Raw genomic sequence first — 19,581 nt, forward strand, 5'->3', positions numbered from 1 at the left:
ACGGAACTCAACGGGCGTTAGTCTGCCCAGGCTATCGTGCGGGATCTGTTGGTTGTAATCGGCCAGCCAGTGTTCGGGCTGTTCGCGGACCTCGCTCAGCGTGCGGAAGATATGTATGTCCAGCACGCCGCACCTGTAGCTGCCGTTGAAGCGTTCGATGAAACCGTTTTGCATCGGACGCCCCGGCTCGATGAAATCCAATGCGATGCCTTTGCGCTCGGCCCACTCGGCCAAGGCTAACGCGACAAATTCCGGTCCGTTGTCCAGGCGAAGCTTAGCGGGATAGCCGCGCCAGGCTGCGATGCGTTCCAAGGTGCGGATGACGCGGGCGGCCAGAAGATTCAAGTCCACTTCGATTGCCAAGGCTTCCCGACTGAAATCGTCGATGACATTGAACGTGCGGAAGCGTCGATCATCCCATAGCGCATCGGACATGAAGTCGATCGACCATCCGGCATTGGGGCAAGCTCCGCATGCCAACGGTTGTGGATAGCGCGTAGGGAGCCTACGCCTGCTGCGACGACGCTGATTGAGCTTCATCAGGCAATACACGCGCCAAACCCTCTTGTGATTCCACACATGTCCGCGACGGCGGATGATCTGAAACAGCTTCCCAAAACCACGCTCGGGAAAGCGCTCGGCCAATTCGGACAACAGCGCAATGACCTCCTCGTCGCGATCGGGACGACGCCGATAGCGCGCTGTCGAGCGCGCCACGCCAAGCGCTGAGCAAGGAGGCTGACAGCTGCCCTTCCCTATCCACGATAACGATCCCTAAGCCTAGAGATCGGATAGCAGCTCCCTGCCCTACCCTGTGCGACAAGGTCCGCTTTAGGCCAGGAGCGGACCTTCGCCGAGCCCACCCACCGACCAGCGATCGCTCACTTGCCGGTCATCTTCAATGCCGATTCTGGCAAGCGCGCGCCGCTGATACTGATCTGGGCCATGTCCGCATTGATACGCGCCAGGTCTGCCTCATCTAGCACCAGATCCACGGCACCCAGATTCTCATCCAGCCGATGAAGCTTGGTCGTGCCCGGAATCGGCGCGATCCACGATCGCTGGGCCAGCAGCCAAGCCAGTGCCACCTCAGCAGGCGTGGCACCCTTCTCTGCAGCCATCGCCTTCACCACTTCAACCAGTGCCATGTTGGCCCGGCGCGCTTCCGCAGAGAAGCGCGGCACCGCATTACGAAAATCCGTTGCATCGAATTGCGTGTTCTCGTCGATCTTGCCGGCCAGAAACCCCGCGCCCAGCGGGCTGAAGGGGACGAAGCCAATGCTCAGCTCTTCAAGCAAAGGAAGCAGCTCCTCCTCCGGCTCACGCCAGAACAGGGAGTACTCGCTCTGCACAGCCGTCAGCGGCTGCACGGTGTGTGCCCTGCGGATCGTCTGCACGCCCGCTTCGGATAAGCCGAAATGCGCAACCTTGCCTTCCGCAATGAGGGTCTTCACCGTCTCGGCAACATCCTCGATGGGCACCGCCGGGTCAACGCGATGCTGGTACAGAAGGTCGATGCGTTCGGTGCGAAGCCGCTTAAGGCTGGCCTCGACGGCTGCGCGGATGTGTGCGGGCTGGCTATTGGTACCTGCGCCGCGAGCACCGGTCAGCGGGTCGATGTCAAAGCCGAACTTGGTGGCGATCACCACATGGTCACGAACCGGCGCCAGTGCCTCGCCCACCAGTTCTTCGTTGACAAAGGGGCCGTAGGCTTCGGCGGTGTCGAAGTGGGTGATGCCGCGCTCCACCGCCGTGCGGATCAGCGCAATCATTTCCTGCTTGTCTGCGGCCGGGCCATACGCAGCGCTCATGCCCATGCAGCCCAGGCCGAGGGCAGAAACTTCAAGGCCTTGTCCAAGGGTACGCATCTTCATGGTCGACTCCTCATCGTGCAGTGTGCGGAGCGGTCAACCAGGCGTTGACACTCTCCATGGTGTTACGTTCCTGATCGGCCTGCATCACGAATGCATCCAGGATGCGGGCGTTGGGTGCGTGGCTGGCGACTACGCGCAGGCTGCTGCCCACGCCGAAGCCGCCGTGGGTGATGAATGGCACGATCGTCCTGCCCCTCATGTCGTGCTGCGACAACAGCGATCGAATGATCGGCGGCGCAGTCTCGCCCCAGATTGGAAAGCCCAGGTAGACGGTGTCATAGCGATCAATGCCGGCAATGCGGGTGCGCAGCGCCGGCTCTACCCCGTCGTCGCGCTCTTGCCGCGCCTTGGCCACCGTTTCCAGATAGTCCGCCGGGTAGTCCACGGCAGGCTGTATCTCGAACAGGTCGCTGGGCATGCTGCGATGAATGAGCCCGGCAACGACCCGGGTGTTGCCCGAGCGCGAGAACCAGGCAACCAGCGTCCTTGTGTTTGATCGACCCGCTGCCGCGCCCTCCTGCGGCTCCGCAGCAGAGCATCCCAGCGGCAGCGACGCCAGGGCGGCAACGACTGCCCGGCGACCGTGATCAGGGGTTGGAATCGTCATGGCGCCAATCTACGCCCCCGAAACACATTCTTGCAGAGGCATAATCGGATATCGCTTATACCTGGAGCGCATCAATGAGCGTAGAGAACTACGACCAGTTGGCCATGTTCGTCCTGGTGGCGCGGGAGCGCAGCTTTACCCGTGCTGCCGCCCAGTTGGGCATATCCCAGCCTGCCCTGAGCAGATCGATGCGTCAGCTGGAAGAGCGCTTGGGTGTGCGCCTGCTTGCCCGGACCACGCGCAGTGTTTCGCCCACCGAGGCCGGAGAACAGCTGCTGCGGGTGATTTCACCGCGCTTCGAGGAAATCGACACGGAGTTGGCGCAGCTCAACGCTTACCGCGACAAGCCCGCCGGTCGCCTCCGCATCACAGCGGGTGAGCATGCTGCGCTCACCGTGATGCAACCGGTGCTGGGCAAGCTATTGCCAGCCAATCCCGACCTGAACATCGAGGTGATCGTCGACTACGGACTGACCGACATCGTGGCCGAGTGCTTCGACGCCGGTATCCGTATGGGCGAGCAGGTGACCAAGGATATGATCGCCGTGCGCGTTGGACCGGACCTGCGCATGGCAGTCGTCGGATCGCCTGCCTATTTCCGCCACCATCCAAAGCCGAAGTCACCGCACGACCTCACCCGGCACAACTGCATCACCATTCGCCTGCCGACCCACGGCGGGATTTTCGCGTGGGAGTTCGAAAAGAAGGGCCAGGAACTGAAAGTGCGGGTGGAAGGCCAGCTGGTGTTCAACAACATCGCTCTGCGCCTGGGCGCCGCACTGGAGGGGCTGGGGCTTGCCTACATGCCCGAAGATCTGGTGCGCGCCCACGTGCAGTCAGGCGCCCTGGTCCACGTCCTGCAGGACTGGTGCCCCTCCTTCCCTGGCTACCACCTGTACTACCCCAGTCGCAGACAATCATCACCTGCGTTCACCGTGCTGCGTGATGCGCTGCGCTATCGGGGTTGAGCGCTACCGCAACGGCGCCTCTACGTCGCTGTAGGCCTGCACCGCTGGCGGAAGGCGCTCGCCCTGCACTGCCACCGCCGCAACTGCAGCGTGGAGCTCCCGCAGCTCACCTGCGCCGAAGATCACCTCGCCGGCGCCCAGGTTGTCCAGCAGATGGGCCATCTGCGTGGTACCGGGAATCGGCACGATCCAAGACTGCTGTGCCATCAGCCAGGCCAGTGCGATCTGTGCAGGCGTAGCCTGCTTTCGCGCGGCCCACTCTCTGAGCAGGCGCACCAATGCCAGGTTGTGTTGGATGTTCTGCGGGCTGAAGCGCGTTTCGATGCCGTGGATGTCACCGTCGGCAAACCGTGTCCTGGCGTCGATCGCACCGGTCAGAAAGCCTACGCCCAGTGGGCTCCACGGCACGAATCCGATGCCCAGCTCGGCGCACGCAGCAAGTACATTCTTTTCTGGTCCGCGCCAGAGCATCGAGTACTCGCTCTGCACAGCGGTCACCGGCAGCGCAGCGTGCGCGCGGCGAAGCGTCTTCAGGCCCATCTCGCACAGGCCCCAATGCAGCACCTTGCCATCGGTCATCAGGTCCTGGATCGCACCGGCCACGTCTTCGATCGGCACCTGCGGGTCCACGCGGTGCTGGTACAGCAGGTCGATGCGGTCGGTACCTAGCCGCTTGAGCATGCCCTCTACCGCTTGCTTGATATGCGCGGGCCTGCTGATCAGGCCCGGGCCACGGGCACCGGTTTCCAGGTCGATGTTCCAGCCGAACTTGGTGGCGATCACCACTTCGTTGCGGAACGAGGCAACGCCTTCTCCCAGGATCCGTTCCACTTCATGCGGGCCATAGGCCTCGGCTGCATCGTAGAACGTCAGCCCGCGATCGAACGCAGCACGGATGATGCGGTGCATCTCGGTGCGCGAGGGGATGGTGGTCTGGTAGGTGCGGCTCATGTTCTGCACGCCCAACCCGATACTGGAAACCTGCAGCTTTCCCAGCATGCGGCGGCCGTCCATTTTCGGCGCCGCAGCTGCGGGGAAAGCGTTTGCCGTGGAAGTGGCCAGCGCGCCGGCCAGCGGCAGCGCCGCCAACGTAGCCGCGCCCTTCAAAAGCGAGCGGCGTTGGGCGTTGGTAGGCAGGGTGTTCATTGCGGTCTCCATGTAGGGCGCTGTCAGGGCCCGGGTGCCGGGGTCTGTTCCAGTGCCTGCAATGCGCGAGTGGATGCGGCCGCGTAGCCGCTGTGGTGCAGCAGTTGGGCCAGGTGCTGCAACTGTGCGCGGCTAAGGCCCACGCGCTGGCTGGCCGCCATGTGCGAGCGCAGCTGCGCCTCCACGCCGGGCATCGCCGCCAGCGCGCCCACCGTCGCCAGTTCACGGCTCTGCCAGTCCAGGTTGTCGCGCTCGAAGATGTCACCGAACAGATGCGTCTGCAGGTACTGGTTGATTATGGGGGCGAAGTCCATGACCGGCCCGGTCACCGGGGCGCCGGAGATCCGGGTCTGGTTGGCGGTGCCCACCGCGCGCAGTGCGTCGCCCACGGGAACCTCCCCTGTGGGCGGCTGCCCGGGTGCGGTGGCGATACCCTGCGCCTCACGTGCGCGCAGCACCCTCATCAATTCGCCCAAGGCATTGAGGCTCTTTGGGAACCCCGCATAGGCATACAGCTGCACGAGCACTTCCTTTGTCTCGCTCAGCGTCAGGCCAGCATCCAGGCCCCGGCGCAACGCCGCGTTGAGCTGGAGCATGTCGCTGCTGGCCGCGGCGGCCGCAATCAGCGGGATCGCCTGCTGCCTGGACGAAAGCGGCCCGACAACGGGAGCGTCGATGCTTGCTGACGCCTGGCGATACGTGTCATCGCTGACCTGCTCCAGCCAGGCCACCGATTTGCCGTCTGCCACACCGGTCACCGCAAGGTGAGTCATCGCGCTGTGCGGCGAGGCGCCATGCCAATGCTTGACCCCGGCCGGACACACCACCACATCCCCGGTGTGTATCTGCTGCACCGGCTTGCCCCACTCCTGGGTCAGCCCAACGCCGGATGTAACCACCAGTCGCTGACCGGCGGGGTGGGTGTGCCAGGCCGAACGTGCGCCCGGGTCGAAGCTGACGTATGCGGAAGAGGCCTGCAGCTCCTTGTCTGCTGGGAACAGGGGATCCACCCGCACCGTGCCGACGAAGTTCTCCGCCGGACCGGCAGCGGATAACTGCGTGCCCGCTTGAGTGATCTTCTGCGTGGGCGTTTCGCCGGCGCAAGCGAATGGTGCCGCCATGCTCAATGCAGCGCCCAGCAGAGCAGTCTGCGCGGGTGATTGACGACGCGCGCTCATGGAGCCAGCGTCCGGGCGTAGAACGTGGGCGGCTGGCCGCCGCTCGCACCCTGATAGGCCGCATCGGCGGTTATCGCGATGTAGCCCTGCCCGGCCAACCGCTGCGCGTACAGGCCGGCCACCTGCTCCTTGACCCCGCCGTTGGGGTGGGCGACCACGATGGTCGGATACTTCCGCGAAGCATCGAAGCTGGCTGCTGTGTAGAAGTTGGCCGCGATCTCGATTCCATTCGGCGGATAGGACACCGAGTGGACGTTGACCTCGTCGAGCACATTGCGCGTAACCGCGCTTTCATAGGCCAGTTTGAACGGGCTGAGCCTGTAGTCGGCGGCGGTGGCGTTGCCTGCCGCCAAGCCAAGAGACACCGCCAACAGCGTGGGGTGCACGATGTGCTTCATTCAACTGCTCCCAGTTTGGACGCTACCCTCATACCGGTGCGTGCGGCGCGCGCACGTTAGATGGGATCAGGAGTAACGCTAATCACCGTGCACGCATGGATATAGAGCATCGGCCGGATATCACTCATGCGCGCACGATATGAATGGTGCCTCGGCGTGCGACGCAGCGATCAAGTTCCGCAAACCGCCATTGCGCGATTCAGGCACCAGGCACGTCAGCTCAACGATCGAGATGCTTGTTCTCCAGAAACTCGCTCACCAGATCAGCGATCTGGACGTTGTTGAGGTCCGAGAACAAGAAGTGGCTGTTGCCACGGATTCCCATGTCCGGCAAATGGATCAGGGTGACGTCCCCACCCTGCCGATTGACGGCGTCGCGCCAGGCGCGGGCCATTTCCAACCGTGCCCGCCAGCTGTCCTGCGCGGGCAGGTCAACGGGCTTGTCAGGAATGTTGTCGCCATACAGCACCAGAATGGGAATCCGCGTCAGCGCCTTGAACTCCTCAGGCGAAACCACCGAAGGTGCGACCGTATCGAATGCACTGGGAATCGGCGCCGGCGCGTCGTCCTTGGCAAACACGAAGCTGCTGCCAGGCTCGAAGGCTACGATTGCGCGAACATTCGGGCTTTTTATCGCCGTCATCCAGCCAGGGCCTCCTGCCTGCGAATGGGTAAACAGGATCGCAGGGCCCGTCTTCTGCAGCACAGCAGCTACCCCGTCAGAGACTACCCCGAGGTCAAACGGCCCCGTATTTGGCGTGACCGAACGGAAAAACTGCTCAAGCGTGGCCTTCCCTGTCGGGAATTGGCTGCCGCCAAAGTACGCCGGCCAGAGGCCAATTCGGAACTGGTTAAACCACATCTGCTCATCAGCCACTGGCTTCAGCGTGGACTCGACCATGCTTCGGCCGGCTTTGCCTCGCCTTGGCTGATCGATCAGGTAAGTAGTGAAGCGACGACGCAGGAACAGGTTCTGGAAGCCCTCGCGCCCATCGGCAGTCGTTTCCCAACTCTTGGAAGACTGGCCCGCGCCGTGCCACATTACGATCGGCAGCGGACGCGCATTTACCGGCTTCTGATAGAAGGCATAGACGTGATCGCCGTGGTAGCTCTGGCCATCCGGATTGGAGGGTTTCAATGGATCGAACGTGCCGGGTTCCGTCTTTTCCATGCCACCAGCGAGGAAACTTCCCTGCGAATCGATCTGCAGTGGCTCGCTCGCCATGGCAGTCGTGGTGCAGAGGGAAACCGCCATCCAGATCAGTGCGGAGGGGACGCCAGGCACCAGAGTGCGGAGTCGGGTGCGAGTCTGCATGGGTCACTCCTGACAAATCGTCAGGGGAATCTACTCTCGGGAGCCTGCTGGAAGAAGATCGCAAGTGCATATCACTCATGCGTGGAGGATATATATGCCAGGCCTACGGCATGGCAGTGGCCAGTAGACGCAGCGCTTCGAAGACGTTCTTCAATCAGGCGCGTCTCAATCGGGGGTGGGTCAACTGACCGGCCGCTCCTGCCACATCGCGCAAGCGGTCGAGTTGGCAGGTCGGGGTTGGGTTCCATCGCGAACGCACGACCGATTGTCGAAGCTGGAAAGTTCAGATCCTGCGCGGCCCAACTCGCTTAGATGTGCTCCAACACCCCTGCTCTCGCTCCATCACGAATCTGCTCTCTCTCTCTCTCCGGGTTGCTCGCCAAGTCAACAAATCAGGCGCTGGCTGAAGCGACACGCCGCCTCACACCAGATCACGATAGTCCTGCAGGATCACCATTACCAGCTGGCTGCGCGAGCGCACGTCGAGTTTGTTGAACAGCTGTTGGAAGGTCGCCTTGATGGCGCTTTCCGAACTGCCCAGCTGGCGGGCGATCAACTTGTTGGACTGCCCGCGCAACAGGCCGCGCAGCACTTCGCGCTCGCGGTCGGTGAAACTGGGTCGGCTTTCGTGGGTGCCCTGGGCCACCAGCGATTGCAGATACCGTTGGTCGATCAGCACCCGGCCCATTGCCACGGCGTGGATGCTGTCGATCAGTTCATCCGTGGAAACGTCCTTGCGGCAGATGCCGGAGACGCCTAGCCGGATCAACGCCAGTGCGTCGCGTTCGGGCAGGCCGGCGGTAACGACCAGTGTGGCCGGGCGGCGCGCCTGCTCTGCCTGGCGCCGCATGTAGTCCAGCGCGTTGTACTCGCCCATGTCGTAGTCGAGGATGACCACGTCCGGCATCAGCGACGCGATCTGCACGATGGCCTGCGCCAAGGTGCCGGATTGCCCCACCACCTCGAAGCGGGCATCGGCACCGAGCAGGCGCAGCAGGCCCTCGCGGAACAAGGTGTGGTCGTCCAGCAGATAAAGCCGCACCGGTGCACGCCGTGACTCATCCATCCAGCGCCTCCGCATAGGGGGCATGTGCCAGCGGCAGATGCAGCTCGAAACATGCGCCCTGCCCGCCCGGCGCATAGCGCAGCAGGCCGCCCTGGTTGGCCATCAGCGCACGCGAGATGTACAGGCCCAGCCCGGAGCCGTCGCTGTCGCTGCGGAACGGCTGGAACAGGCGGCCTGGCTCGGCGATGCCGGTGCCGGTATCGCGCACGCTCAGCACGGCGCGCTGCTGTTCCAGGCGCGCACTGACGATCAACTGGCGGCGTTGCGGCGGCAGCGCCTGCACCGCACGCAGCGAATTACGCGCCAGATTGAGCAACACCTGCAGCAACGCATGGCGATCGCCGTGCACCGATGGGAAGTCGGCGGGGATCTGGATGACCAGCTGGCCGTCGACGTCCTCCCAGTCCGAGCGAATGATCACGTCCAGTTCGCTGCACAGCGTCTGCAGCCGCGTTTCATGCGCCTCGTCGGGCAGCTGCCGACGCAGGTTGAAGGACGCCAGCTCCATCAATGCCGACACCAGGCTGCGCAGTGCGGCCAGGTCCGGATCTTCGCCGATGGCCGGATGCCGCGCCAGGTTGGAGGTGACCACGCCGGCCGCAGAACACAGGTTGCGGATCTCGTGCGACACCGCACCGGCCAGCAGGCGATTGTTCTTGAGCACATCGTCGAAGTGCGCCGATTCGCGCGCGCGTACTTCCTCGCTGGTGTCGACCAGGATCGCGGCCAGGTGGCGCTCGGCGCTGTCTTCGTAGACCGAGAACCAGGTGGTGGCCGGGAAGCGGGTGCCGTCGCTGCGGCAGCCCCAGGTGCTGGCGGAGGTGCGCATGCCATCCAGATTGGCGCTCATGCTCAGCGCATCGTCCAGCAGCGGCAGGAACTCACGCACCGCGCGGCCTTCCAGCCCGCCCTCCTCGGCCATGTCCAGGATCTCGTGCGCGGCGCGGTTGGCTGCCACGATGCGGCCGTCGCCGGCCACGGTCAGCAATGCCGCCGGGCTGCTCTCGGCGAGCAGCCGCAATTGCCGCTCCAGCCGTCGGCGCAGCCGCTGCTCGGCGCGCAGTTGCACGTAATGGGCCAGGATCACCCGGCGAGTGCGGCTGATTTCGGCCACGAGCAGGCCGCAACCGGCATAGGCAATCGTCGCCATGAAGAAGCGTAGCGCCTGTTCGACCAGGGTTTCGTCGGTCACGAACAAGCCGCGCAACACCGCGCAGGCGATCGCGGCGATGACGATGTCGCGCCGCGACAGCACCGTGGCCGCCAATACCACCGGCAGGATGTACAGCAGCCCCAGCGAGACGCCCAGGTGCGAGTACCACTCCGCCCACACCAGTGAGGCCAGCATCGCCAGCGAGGCCCACAGCGTCGGGCCGCGATTGAGCTTGACCACCTGCCCGCGCCACTTGAACGGCAGTCTCAGTCTGTCCATTGCCTACCCCTGCACTTGCGCTGCAATGCCGCTCCTCTCTCGCTGTGGTTGATGCCACAGCATCGTGGCCAGGCGTGCGGATTTCACCCTATCGAAAGATAGCCCGTGCGCATCGTTCGGACGGTGCGTGCACTGTCCAACGCTGGCGCAAGGATGGCAGACACGACCGTGGAGGCTGGGTGTAATGCCCCTACCCCACGTCGATGCCGCCTTCCCCATGATCACCCGCGATACGTTTCCGTTGCGACGCATCTGGCCCAAGACCTACAAGCGCCTGCTGGTGTTGCTGGCGTTCGATTGCGCCGTGGCCGTGCTGTACACCTTCTTCGGCTGGCAGTGGCTGTCGATCGAAGCCTTGCCGCTGGCCCAGCTTGGCTCGGCGCTCACCATCTTCCTGGCGTTCCGCGCCAATGCGGCCTATGGCCGCTGGTGGGAGGCGCGCCAACTCTGGGGCTCGCTGGTGAACACCTCGCGCGCCATCGCACGCCAGGCGTTGACCGCGCTGGATGTGAATCCGGCCGACCCGCGCCAGGCCGCACTGCGCGACGACATCGTGGTGCACCAGGTCGCCTTCGTGCATGCCTTGCGCTGCCATCTGCGCCGGCAGAACCCGTTTCCCGAGTTGGCCGGCCTGCTCGGCCAGGCACGCGCCGACGAGCTGCGCGGCTACGCCAACATCCCCAATGCGCTGACCCTGCGGCTGGGCGAACAACTGCAACAGGCGCGCGACTGGGGGATGCTCGACAGCCTGCGCTGGTCGTCGCTGGACGCCAACCTCACCACGCTGGCCAACATCCAGGGTGCCTGCGAACGCATCAAGAACACCCCGCTGCCACGGCAGTTCTCTTCGCTGCCGCGCACGCTGGTGAACATGTACTGCTGGCTGGTGCCGCTGGGCCTGATCGCCGGCATGGGCCTGGCCATGCCGATCGCCTCGGTGCTGATCAGCTTCACCCTGATCGCCATCGACAGCGCCAGCAGCGCCATCGAAGACCCATTCGAGAACACCGTGCACGACACCCCGATGACCGCGCTGTCGCGCGGCATCGAACTCACCCTGCGCGAGATGCTGGGCCAGCGCGTACCGCTGCGCGAGGTGCGCGCCATCGACGGTTTCATCTACTGACCACGGAGCCAGCCATGCAGACCACCCCCACCCACCTGATCTTCGCCACCAACTTTTCCGAGACCTGCCATGCCGCGATCCCGACCGTGGCGCAACTGGTGGACCGCCTGCGTGCGCGCCTGACCATCCTGCACGTGCACGCCAAGGGCAAGCGCACACAGGCCCAGCAGTCGCTGGATTCCTTCTTTGCCGAGGCGTCCAACTACCCGGGCTGCGAGCGCGCCCTCGCCGGTGGCCCTGCCGCCGCCGGCATCGTCTCGTTCTGCCGCAGCCGCGACGACGCGCTGCTGATCATGCCGCCGTCCGAGCGCACCGGCCTGCCGCGCCCGTTGCATGTCTCGCTGCGCGCGCGCGTGCTGCAGCGCGTGGCCACGCCCATGCTCACCCTGCCCTATGCCGATGCGATCCCGCGCGACGGCGCCGTCGGCGGCCATGTCGCCTGCTGGATCACCGGCCGCGAAACCAGCCTGGAATCGCTGCGCGATGCCGCCGCCCTGGCACGCCGTCGCGGCGCCGACCTGCACTTGCTGCATGTCGTGCCGGAGGTCAGCGAAGGGCTGCTGGTGGACAGCCTGTTCAACGACAAGCCGCTGAGCGAAGGCGCAGCCAGCAACTGGCTCAGCGATCTGGTCCAGCAGCTGCCCGACGATGACGACCTGCGCGTGCGCATCCACGTCGCGGTCGGCAATCCGCGCCGCGAAATCGCCGGCCTGCTCAAGCGCGCCTGCGCCGATGTGCTGGTGGTCGAACACGACGCACTCGTGCGCCGCGGCGTCTGGCGCTCTTCGCTGCAATCGGCCCTGGCCAAAACCCCGTGCGTGCTGATCTGCCTGCCATCGCCGCACCTGCGCCGCCCGATCCTCGGCGCCGGCAGCGACCGTGCACCCACAACGCGCAGCCGCAGTGCGGCGACGCAGCGGCTGCGTGCCTGAGGGAGCGCGCGGCGGGGCAGCGGCAGTCGGACGGCTGCCCCGGCATCCAGTGATTCCCCGCCGCCTCCGGCAACGATGAAAAACCCAATTCGGCCCCTGCTGCTTCATAAACTCGTACTGTCACTGGGCAGCAAGGAGATACAAAGCCTGCCGGTGACAACGGCCTGGCCGAGCCAGGCAGCCTGGAGGACTTCCTGTCCGACACACGTGCACGGGGCCTCATGTTTTAGGCGGCTTCATGCGATGCCATGTTTGTACGCGGCAACTCCGAAAATTCCGTCATTGGGTGCGCCAAAATCGGGGGGCTTTGTTCTGCGGGCAGTATGGCAACGACCCGCCGCTCGCTTGGCTGCTGGAACGATTTCTGCTTGAACCTGCCAGCTTTTCGCCGGCGCCGTACCGGGTGTTTTCAGAAGACCGTAGCGATCGTTCCGGCGGAGAGCGAACCAGCGTGGACTGCGTGGTGGGTACCACCAACGTACGGGCCTGTAGAGCGATGGATAGCGGCTGCAATCGGATCCAGTACGGCGGCAATACCCAGCCGGGCACTGGGAGAGGCTCCCAGAACCAACCCAGACACACGATCATGCGGATGCGGGGTGAGCGGCTGTCCGTCGCGCTTTAAAGACATGCGGCGCTACGGTGGCAGCGCCGCACGGCTCAGCCAGCGATGGTAAACACAGAGCCCGAATCCACGCGCACGCCGGCCCCGTTGATGAAGCTGGCGCGCTCCGAACACAGGAACGCGACCACCGCGGCCACTTCTTCCGGGCGGCCGCGTCGCTTGAGCACCATGCCGGGACGCTCCTCGTCCAGGAATGACGAGATCGCTTCTTCGACACTGGTTCCGTTCTCCTGCGCGCGTTTTTGCATCATCTTGTCGGTCATCGGCGTTGCGATGAAGGCAGGCGACACGGTGTTGACCAACACATTGTCGGCGCCGTAGGCCTTGGAGAGCCCCTTGGCCAGGCTGAGGATGCCGGCCTTGGACGCGCAGTAGGCCAGTTCATCGACGTAGGGCTGCACCGCATCCTCGGAGGCGAACAGCACGATCCGTCCCCACTGCTTGCGACGCATGGCGGGAATGGCCTGGCGGCACATGCGCACCGCGCCCATCAGGTTGATGTCCAGTGTTTCTAGCCAGCCTGCATCGCTGACTTCCAGGAAATCGCCGGTGGCGCCGGTGACGCCGGCTGCATTGATGTAGATGTCCGGCTCACCCAGTTGTTCGCGCACCTGGTTCCAGATGGCGGTGACATCCTGTTCCCGCGTCACGTCGCCTTCGATGGCGATGATCTCTCCCAGGCCGGACAACTCGGCCAGTGCCTGGTCGAGTGTGCCGTCGGGAAGATCGGTGATCGCCACGCGCACGCCCGCTTCGAGCAGCTGGCGTGCGGTTTCCTTGCCCATGCCGGAGTCGCCGCCGCTGATGAGGGCGATGCGCTGGTTGATTCCGAGATCCATGTTGAACTCCTGGTCGTTGAATAAGGTTGCGGCGCAGGCGCTGCTAGCGCGCAAGGAAACGTTCTGCGGTACGTAGCCCGAGCGCCATTTGCGTCAGCGCCGGATTGGCCGCCAGTGCACTGGGAAAAATCGAGTTGTCGCAGATGTAGAGGTTTGGCAGATCGAAGGCGCGGCCATCGGGATCGACAACGGCCTGCGCGGGATCGGTGCCCATTCGGCAAGTACCGAGCGTGTGCGCCGAACGCGCAGCCGCGAAGATATTGCGGGCGCCAGCGGCTTGCCAGATCGCTTGAAGCAATGCGCGCGCATGCGCATCGATGGCCTGCTCGTTCGGCCCGTAACTGAAATCGATGCGCGCCTTGCGCTGGCCGAACGCATCCCGTTCGTCCGACAGGACCAGGCGATTGGCATCGTGCGGCAGGCATTCGCCATTGATTCCGATACCGGCCAGGCGGTTGTAGCGCAGCATGGTGTCGACCAGTTCCCTGCCCCACAGGCCGGCACCGCGCGCCAAGGTATTCGCCAGCGTGATCGGCTGTACGCCCAGGCTCTGCACCAGATAGCCGCCCACGAAGTCGGCATCGGCCGGGCGCAGCATGTCCTCGGTCATCAGCGAGGACGGGTATCCCCGATTCATGCGTATGTCTGCGTCGAACTCACCCCACACCTGGGTAGCCACATGCGCCATGAAATTGCGCCCCACCTGTCCGCTGGAATTGGCCAGCCCCAGATTGAGCAACAGGCGCGGCGTCTCCACCCCGCCCGCGCACAGGAAGACAGTGCTGCAACGCTGGCGATACTCCTGCCCATGCTGGCGGTAGATCACCGCGGTGAGCGCGCCGCGGCCATCGCGTTCCAGATCGATCACGCGGCTGTCGCTGCGCAGTTGCGCGCCATGCGCCCTGGCCAGAGGAAGCCAGGTGGTATCCACGCTGACCTTGGCGGCGTTGCTGCAGCCCTGGTGGCAGGCGCCGCAGTTGTTGCAGGCTGCGCGTTGGCCCCAATGCGGCTGCTGGTGGGGCCTGGTGACCAACGCGGCGGGTGCATCGGTCGCCCGGATGCCGAGGGCGCGGCAACCGCGCTCCATGGCCGCGGCCGACGCATTGCGTTGCGGTGGCGGGTACATATAGCTGCGCGCGGGGTCCCATGGATAATGCGCGGGTCCGGAGACGCCGATAAACGTCTCTACACGACGAATATAAGACAGTAACTCCTCGTGTGGGATGGGCCAATCGGCACCATGGCCGGTCTGGGTCAGAAGGCTGAGATCGCGCTTGTCCGGCCGTGGGCAGAAGGCGCCCCAATGCAGGGTGGAACCGCCTAGCCCGGAACCCGAATTGTTCGGTCCGAACGCAGTCGGCGTTTGCCCACCGCTCAGACGCTCGTCCATCCAGTAGATGCCGGTGGTCAATTCGTCGGGGATGTGGGACTGCGGCGTGAACGCCGCGCCCGCCTCCAGCACGACCATCGAAACGCCGGCCTGCGCAAGCCGCGCCGCCAGGGGGCCACCGCCAGCACCGCTGCCGATCACGACGGCATCGACAACATCCTGTGTGCCAGCAGCCTTCATCGTTTGGCTCCGGAGGCGTGGAGTTGCCAGGACTCATGCCGATCCGCTGCGGTCTCTGCGTAACCCAGGCTCTCGGTGCCGGCAGCGCCAACGGCGAACCCGTCGTAGCCCAGCGCTGCCATGGTGGCGGGCAGGCTGGTCCAGATGCGGACCGTCTCGGCACGCACGTCCTCGAACCAATGCGCCAGCTGGGCGGCATCCAGGCCATGCGCTGAGGTGGTGCCTAGCGCCGCCTGCGCAAGGTCCTGCAGCCAGTGGTCCTGGTTGTCTACCGACAGGTCGGCAAAGCCGCCGGCCAGCGCATCGAGCGTATCCAGCCCAAGCGCTATTGCCAGGCGATCTTCCGGCAGGTCAGCATGCCGCCAGCCATCGCCCGCACCGTCTGCGAGCTGCACGTCGATGCGCCGCGCAATTTGCCGCGCGTCGCCTTCGCCATCCAGGACGCGTGCGACCACCGCTGCCAGCACCGTCAGCTGGCGCGAGTTCAACACGCCCTCGGCCGTGGCGGGCGGACCTACGTGCCGCGCGAGCAGCGTCGCCCGCATGCGCGGTGCGACGCGCTCGGAGTTGAGCAGCGCAACGAAGGCTTCGGGCAGGCAGTTCTGCACGCAGCGGTCCACATGCGCCGCGATCAACTGCGCCAACTCCTGCGGCTGCTCATAAGGGATCAGATGCGCGGCATCGGCCACAACGGCAAGCTGCGCATGCGCATAGTGCGGCGCATTCAAGCGCTGTTGCGCGGCCTCGCCCAGGTCGCCATCCTGCTCACCGGCGACGATCACTGCCGGCACGCCAATGCATCCGGCCTGCGCGCGGACGTCTTCCCGACTGCCGTGTGTGAGCCACGCAATCCATGCGCTGGGCGCGGTGCGCAGGACATCGTCGATCGCCATCGCCCTGGGCCCGTCAGGCAGCGTCGAGGCACAGTTGGCCTCCACGAACTGCACGGCTTCGGCACGTGTGGGCTGACCCGTTTCGAACCAGGCAAGCATCGTGCGTCGTCGCGACTCTTCCATGGGTTCGGGTGCTGGTGGCGAGGCGGCAACCAGCACCATGCCTGCCAGACCGGCCAGGCCTGCCACACCATCGCGCGCCCGCGCTGCCGTCAAGGTAGCGATCTTTCCACCCATGCTGTGCCCGATCGCGAACCAGCATGGCGGCTGTCGATTGATGACTTCAGCGCTGAACCATTCGACGAGCGCATTCGTGTCGAAGTGGTCCAGCGGAGCCGCATCGCCAAACCCCGGGATGTCCAAGGCAACACAGTCGAAGCGATCACCTAGCTGCGCGATTACACTGCTCCACGCATGCCGGCTGCCTCCGAGGGCATGCAGAAAGAACAGCGTTGGCTTGATCATGTGACACCTTGATCCGTCGGTCCGGCATGGTGGCGCACGCTTCGTCCACGCCTCGTGCAGATGAGGTCGAAGGCCGGTCAGTAACGGGAGGCGTTGGTTGGTGGAATACCGTCGTTCGACGCAGGCTATGCAAAGGCGCAGAAGCATTCCGCGTCGCTTGTCCGGCAAGGCAGTAGCCTTGCAGTCGCCACGGCAACCAGAGCCAATTACGCCCGACGGCACCCGCTGAGCAAACCACGGAAGTGCGGCGTTGCCGCCGGCATCGCTCTCTCAGAGACAACGCCTCCTGCCTGCGTCACCGGCTATGCAGGCACCCAGGGCGAGACTTCCAGCTGCTTCAAGAAATCCGAGAACCCGCCAAGCGCACGTGCATGCCTGCGCGCACTGGTCCACACCACCGAGCGTGGCGACCACGCGATCGACGCCTTGATTGCCTGCAGCGCGTGGACCAGCGCGACATCTTCGCTGCAGGTCAGTGCAGAGAATCCGCCGCATTGTTGATACAGCGCGGTGCTCACCCCCAGGTTTGCGCCGTGAATGCGCCCATGGCCTTCGCCGGTCGCCTGGCTCTGTTCGAACCTGCGGCGTACCTCATCGGAATAGTCCAGCCAATCTTCAACTTCCACCACGCCGCAGAACACGCCGGTGCCTGCCCTGCGTTGTTCCAGCAGCCAATCGGCCGGAACACGCGAGTCGGCATCGGTGACGGCCAACCAGTCGGCGCCCAGCGCAATTGCCTGGGATGCGGCTGCGGCGCGCGCAATGCCTACGCCGCCGGGCGTGGGGACGTCGACCACGCGCGCGCCGAATGCCAGCGCCAGCTCGGCGGTGGCATCGGTGCAGCGGTCCACCGCGACGATCACTTCCACTGCCTCCTGCAGCTCGGGATGCGAGGCGGCGCGCAAGACCGATGTGAGACACGCGGCCATGCACTCGGCCTCGTTATGCGCGGGAATGATGACGGCGATCACCGCAGGCCTTCCTGCTGTGCCACCGACAGCGGCTGCGCTGTCCAAGCTTCCAGCAGAAAATCGCTGTCTTCGTAGCGATAACTCAGCGGCAAGCCGAGCAAGCGGGCGATGCAGGCGTGGACCGCGATTCCATCTTGTTGTGCCTGTTCGAAAGGATGCTTCCAGTGGCAGGCCACCAACAATCCGTCCGGCGTGAGCGCCAGCTGGAGACGCGCGACCAGATCGTCGAGATCGGCGGCGGCGAAATAGTAGCCAACCTCACTCAGCACGATCAGGTCGAAACTTCCCACCGGCCACTGCTGCGGATGGCAGGCTTGCACGATCTCCACGTTGCTTCGCTCACCCACGCGCTGTCTGGCTTGTTCCACCGCAGCTTCCGACATGTCGGTCGCCAGAAGACGCTCGCAGCGGGCGGCGAGCCCGCGTGTGGCCTCGCCGTTGGAACATCCCAGTTCCCATCCACGTGCAAATCCCATCCGAGGCAGCGTTGCCAGCAGAATGTCGCGTTTGCGCTTTTCGTACCAACGCGTCCCGTAACCGAATGGATCGTGCCGTTGGTAGATGCTGTCGAAATATTCTGCGTTGGCCTGGGCGTTCATGGGAGATAGACCTCAAAGTCGCGCTGAAACCTGGCCAGCGCCCAATCGGGAAGGATGGGGTTGGGCAGCGCGGGCGTGACGCGGCCGGTCTGCGTCTTGAACGCTGACATTGCCTGCACCTTTGCAGCGTGTGCAGCGGGCGTAAGCTGAAGACGCGTGGCCGCTGCCAGCATCTGACTCTGGTTCGGGTTGTCCCAATGCCACGCCCACACCGGGAACTGGATCAACTGCGCTCGGCAGCGTGCAGCTGCGTTGCTCGCGGCATCTGCACACGCTTCGTGGTCGGGGTGGCCGTCGCGCGCATACGTAACCAGCACCGCATCGCCCGGTTGCAGGAGATCGGCGATCTGTGCACCGAGTGCGATGACCCCTGCGCGCACCTGGCCATCTCCGGCATCAAGCCTGACGATGTTGGACGGAGCGATGCCCAGGCATGCCAGCGCAGCACGCAACTCGTCGCGACGCGCTGCAGCCAGCCGGGCCGGTGGCCATGCGTCGTCCAGCGGATAGGCTGCTTCACCGTCGGTGACGGAAACGATCAGCACCTGCCTCCCGGCTGCAATGGCCATCGCAAGCAGGCCGCCACATCCCAGCACCTCGTCATCCGGATGCGGAGAGATCACCACAACACGTGTGGCGGCGCCCAGTAGCTGGTCGAGGCTGGTGATGGGCAGCTCAATCAACTGCTGCGATGCGCGCCAACGCGCTTCGCTGACGCCTTGACCTTCGATGTGCTCGCCTCTCACAGCAGCCATGGATTGCCCTCGCGCGCGTGCAGCTGTTCACCGAGCCACTGCTCGTCCTTCTCGCCGTGGGATTGGCGGATGAAGGCGGCCAGGTCTGCACACCGTTGCGCATGCTCGGCATCGCAACACAACGAGACGGGCCCCAATGCCAATGCAGCGCGTTCGATCACGTCCCGGCAGACGCGGTCCATCAAGCTACGCAAGCGAGTAACTGCGAACCGATGGCTTTCGGCTGGAGCGTTGTCGATCGCATCCGCCAGGTCCTGCAGCATCAGTCGCGCACCCGTCAGCTGTTCGTCGATGGCGCCCAGGTGTGCTGCGGAAAAGGGATTGTGCATCGCCCTTGGCGAACGGCGGACCTGCTCGGCAATGGCCGTGGCGGCGCCATACCAGCAGGCGGCGATGCCTGCCCCGCCATGCCAAAAGCCCGGCCGCTGCAGATAGAAGTCCGGCTCACCCAGCAACCTTGCCGGCGCACCTGCAAAATGGCCGCTGCCGGTCGGAATGCCGACCATGCCGGGGCCGTGCCACTGACTAGCGTCCAGCGCAAAGTGGGGGCGCGTGAGTGTCACCGCGGCAAGCGGATGCTGATCGCCGCTGCCGACAGTCACCAATGCATGCGTCACCACGTCCAAGTCGGCGCTGCACCACGGTTTGATACCAGATACAGTGCACGAGTCCGCTTCGTACGTCGCGGTGTCGTGCGGCCCCCCTGCTGCCCACACTGCCCAGACAGCTCCATTCGAAGGCAACGGCTGACCGGCCTCGGAAAAGATGGACAACGCGTCGTAATGCGCTTCCAGCACCTTGGCAAGCGGCAAGCTCTCGGCA

18 protein-coding genes and 1 pseudogene are annotated in these 19,581 nt (G+C 64.8%); 3 read left to right on the top strand and 16 right to left on the bottom strand.

Features of this window, described 5'->3' with window-relative positions:
• The 3 genes and pseudogenes from FHY18_RS00750 to FHY18_RS00760 form a co-directional block, all read right to left on the bottom strand.
• Nucleotides 1-732, bottom strand: a pseudogene (locus FHY18_RS00750) (IS3 family transposase); the annotation flags it as partial.
• Between the two features lie 149 nt (nucleotides 733-881).
• The gene (locus FHY18_RS00755) at nucleotides 882-1,874 is read right to left on the bottom strand and encodes an aldo/keto reductase (protein ID WP_259149376.1); all 993 of its coding nucleotides are present in this window, start codon (nucleotides 1,872-1,874) and stop codon (nucleotides 882-884) included.
• Between the two features lie 10 nt (nucleotides 1,875-1,884).
• Entirely contained in the window at nucleotides 1,885-2,481 is a 597-nt protein-coding gene (locus tag FHY18_RS00760) for a flavodoxin (RefSeq protein WP_259149378.1), read from the bottom strand.
• A gap of 74 nt (nucleotides 2,482-2,555) precedes the next feature.
• Between FHY18_RS00760 and FHY18_RS00765 the strand changes: the two genes are divergently transcribed.
• Entirely contained in the window at nucleotides 2,556-3,449 is an 894-nt protein-coding gene (locus tag FHY18_RS00765) for a LysR family transcriptional regulator (RefSeq protein ID WP_259149380.1), read from the top strand.
• Between the two features lie 3 nt (nucleotides 3,450-3,452).
• Here FHY18_RS00765 and FHY18_RS00770 read toward each other — a convergent pair whose 3' ends face one another.
• The 6 genes from FHY18_RS00770 to FHY18_RS00795 all read right to left on the bottom strand — a co-directional run bounded on the left by FHY18_RS00770 (nucleotide 3,453) and on the right by FHY18_RS00795 (nucleotide 9,984).
• On the bottom strand, nucleotides 3,453-4,463 hold the full coding sequence (locus FHY18_RS00770; protein ID WP_259152441.1) for an aldo/keto reductase: 1,011 nt from the start codon (nucleotides 4,461-4,463) through the stop codon (nucleotides 3,453-3,455).
• A gap of 155 nt (nucleotides 4,464-4,618) precedes the next feature.
• Nucleotides 4,619-5,716, bottom strand: a complete 1,098-nt coding sequence (locus FHY18_RS00775) for a carboxymuconolactone decarboxylase family protein (protein WP_259149382.1) — start codon at nucleotides 5,714-5,716, stop codon at nucleotides 4,619-4,621.
• 53 nt (nucleotides 5,717-5,769) lie between these two features.
• On the bottom strand, nucleotides 5,770-6,171 hold the full coding sequence (locus FHY18_RS00780) for an alpha/beta hydrolase (RefSeq protein WP_259149387.1): 402 nt from the start codon (nucleotides 6,169-6,171) through the stop codon (nucleotides 5,770-5,772).
• 220 nt (nucleotides 6,172-6,391) lie between these two features.
• Nucleotides 6,392-7,486: an alpha/beta fold hydrolase gene (locus FHY18_RS00785; RefSeq protein ID WP_259149388.1), complete on the bottom strand. Its 1,095-nt coding sequence runs from the start codon at nucleotides 7,484-7,486 to the stop codon at nucleotides 6,392-6,394.
• 421 nt (nucleotides 7,487-7,907) lie between these two features.
• Nucleotides 7,908-8,552 carry a response regulator transcription factor gene (locus FHY18_RS00790; RefSeq protein WP_259149389.1) on the bottom strand — a complete coding sequence of 215 codons (645 nt, stop codon included), beginning with the start codon at nucleotides 8,550-8,552 and terminating at the stop codon, nucleotides 7,908-7,910.
• Nucleotides 8,545-9,984 carry a PAS domain-containing sensor histidine kinase gene (locus FHY18_RS00795; protein WP_259149390.1) on the bottom strand — a complete coding sequence of 480 codons (1,440 nt, stop codon included), beginning with the start codon at nucleotides 9,982-9,984 and terminating at the stop codon, nucleotides 8,545-8,547. The genes FHY18_RS00790 and FHY18_RS00795 overlap by 8 nt, the downstream gene beginning before the upstream one ends.
• A gap of 184 nt (nucleotides 9,985-10,168) precedes the next feature.
• Here FHY18_RS00795 and FHY18_RS00800 point away from each other — a divergent pair, with 184 nt between their 5' ends.
• Nucleotides 10,169-11,110 carry a bestrophin family ion channel gene (locus FHY18_RS00800; RefSeq protein ID WP_259149392.1) on the top strand — a complete coding sequence of 314 codons (942 nt, stop codon included), beginning with the start codon at nucleotides 10,169-10,171 and terminating at the stop codon, nucleotides 11,108-11,110.
• 14 nt (nucleotides 11,111-11,124) lie between these two features.
• Entirely contained in the window at nucleotides 11,125-12,042 is a 918-nt protein-coding gene (locus FHY18_RS00805; protein ID WP_259149394.1) for a universal stress protein, read from the top strand.
• Nucleotides 12,043-12,702: 660 nt separating this feature from the next.
• Here the strand turns inward: FHY18_RS00805 and FHY18_RS00810 are convergent.
• From FHY18_RS00810 to FHY18_RS00840, 7 genes are all read right to left on the bottom strand, one after another.
• Nucleotides 12,703-13,506: an SDR family oxidoreductase gene (locus FHY18_RS00810; RefSeq protein WP_259149396.1), complete on the bottom strand. Its 804-nt coding sequence runs from the start codon at nucleotides 13,504-13,506 to the stop codon at nucleotides 12,703-12,705.
• A gap of 43 nt (nucleotides 13,507-13,549) precedes the next feature.
• Nucleotides 13,550-15,076: a GMC family oxidoreductase gene (locus FHY18_RS00815; protein WP_259149397.1), complete on the bottom strand. Its 1,527-nt coding sequence runs from the start codon at nucleotides 15,074-15,076 to the stop codon at nucleotides 13,550-13,552.
• Nucleotides 15,073-16,434, bottom strand: a complete 1,362-nt coding sequence (locus FHY18_RS00820) for an alpha/beta hydrolase (RefSeq protein WP_259149399.1) — start codon at nucleotides 16,432-16,434, stop codon at nucleotides 15,073-15,075. Before FHY18_RS00820 ends, FHY18_RS00815 begins: the two co-directional genes overlap by 4 nt.
• Nucleotides 16,435-16,736: 302 nt before the next feature.
• Nucleotides 16,737-17,405, bottom strand: coding sequence for a glycosyltransferase (locus FHY18_RS00825; protein ID WP_259149400.1), 669 nt, complete (start codon nucleotides 17,403-17,405; stop codon nucleotides 16,737-16,739).
• The gene (locus FHY18_RS00830; protein ID WP_259149401.1) at nucleotides 17,402-18,004 is read right to left on the bottom strand and encodes a class I SAM-dependent methyltransferase; all 603 of its coding nucleotides are present in this window, start codon (nucleotides 18,002-18,004) and stop codon (nucleotides 17,402-17,404) included. The genes FHY18_RS00825 and FHY18_RS00830 overlap by 4 nt, the downstream gene beginning before the upstream one ends.
• The gene (locus FHY18_RS00835) at nucleotides 18,001-18,759 is read right to left on the bottom strand and encodes a PIG-L family deacetylase (protein ID WP_259149402.1); all 759 of its coding nucleotides are present in this window, start codon (nucleotides 18,757-18,759) and stop codon (nucleotides 18,001-18,003) included. The genes FHY18_RS00830 and FHY18_RS00835 overlap by 4 nt, the downstream gene beginning before the upstream one ends.
• Nucleotides 18,747-19,265 (bottom strand): dehydrogenase, encoded by a 519-nt coding sequence (locus FHY18_RS00840; RefSeq protein ID WP_259152442.1) that lies wholly within the window; start codon nucleotides 19,263-19,265, stop codon nucleotides 18,747-18,749. Before FHY18_RS00840 ends, FHY18_RS00835 begins: the two co-directional genes overlap by 13 nt.
• Nucleotides 19,266-19,581 lie beyond the last annotated feature (316 nt).

Origin of the sequence: Xanthomonas sp. 3793 (assembly GCF_024806835.1) — a bacterium.
Lineage (GTDB): Bacteria > Pseudomonadota > Gammaproteobacteria > Xanthomonadales > Xanthomonadaceae > Xanthomonas > Xanthomonas arboricola_F.

Excerpts from the sequence above, each read along its gene's own strand:
- FHY18_RS00755 (WP_259149376.1), bottom strand. The coding sequence starts at position 1,874 with ATGAAGATGCGTACCCTTGGACAAGGCCTTGAAGTTTCTGCCCTCGGC.
- FHY18_RS00760 (WP_259149378.1), bottom strand. The coding sequence starts at position 2,481 with ATGACGATTCCAACCCCTGATCACGGTCGCCGGGCAGTCGTTGCCGCC.
- FHY18_RS00765 (WP_259149380.1), top strand. The coding sequence starts at position 2,556 with ATGAGCGTAGAGAACTACGACCAGTTGGCCATGTTCGTCCTGGTGGCG.
- FHY18_RS00770 (WP_259152441.1), bottom strand. The coding sequence starts at position 4,463 with ATGGACGGCCGCCGCATGCTGGGAAAGCTGCAGGTTTCCAGTATCGGG.
- FHY18_RS00775 (WP_259149382.1), bottom strand. The coding sequence starts at position 5,716 with ATGGCGGCACCATTCGCTTGCGCCGGCGAAACGCCCACGCAGAAGATC.
- FHY18_RS00780 (WP_259149387.1), bottom strand. The coding sequence starts at position 6,171 with ATGAAGCACATCGTGCACCCCACGCTGTTGGCGGTGTCTCTTGGCTTG.
- FHY18_RS00785 (WP_259149388.1), bottom strand. The coding sequence starts at position 7,486 with ATGCAGACTCGCACCCGACTCCGCACTCTGGTGCCTGGCGTCCCCTCC.
- FHY18_RS00790 (WP_259149389.1), bottom strand. The coding sequence starts at position 8,552 with ATGGATGAGTCACGGCGTGCACCGGTGCGGCTTTATCTGCTGGACGAC.
- FHY18_RS00795 (WP_259149390.1), bottom strand. The coding sequence starts at position 9,984 with ATGGACAGACTGAGACTGCCGTTCAAGTGGCGCGGGCAGGTGGTCAAG.
- FHY18_RS00800 (WP_259149392.1), top strand. The coding sequence starts at position 10,169 with ATGCCCCTACCCCACGTCGATGCCGCCTTCCCCATGATCACCCGCGAT.
- FHY18_RS00805 (WP_259149394.1), top strand. The coding sequence starts at position 11,125 with ATGCAGACCACCCCCACCCACCTGATCTTCGCCACCAACTTTTCCGAG.
- FHY18_RS00810 (WP_259149396.1), bottom strand. The coding sequence starts at position 13,506 with ATGGATCTCGGAATCAACCAGCGCATCGCCCTCATCAGCGGCGGCGAC.
- FHY18_RS00815 (WP_259149397.1), bottom strand. The coding sequence starts at position 15,076 with ATGAAGGCTGCTGGCACACAGGATGTTGTCGATGCCGTCGTGATCGGC.
- FHY18_RS00820 (WP_259149399.1), bottom strand. The coding sequence starts at position 16,434 with ATGATCAAGCCAACGCTGTTCTTTCTGCATGCCCTCGGAGGCAGCCGG.
- FHY18_RS00830 (WP_259149401.1), bottom strand. The coding sequence starts at position 18,004 with ATGAACGCCCAGGCCAACGCAGAATATTTCGACAGCATCTACCAACGG.
- FHY18_RS00835 (WP_259149402.1), bottom strand. The coding sequence starts at position 18,759 with ATGGCTGCTGTGAGAGGCGAGCACATCGAAGGTCAAGGCGTCAGCGAA.
- FHY18_RS00840 (WP_259152442.1), bottom strand. The coding sequence starts at position 19,265 with ATGGTCGGCATTCCGACCGGCAGCGGCCATTTTGCAGGTGCGCCGGCA.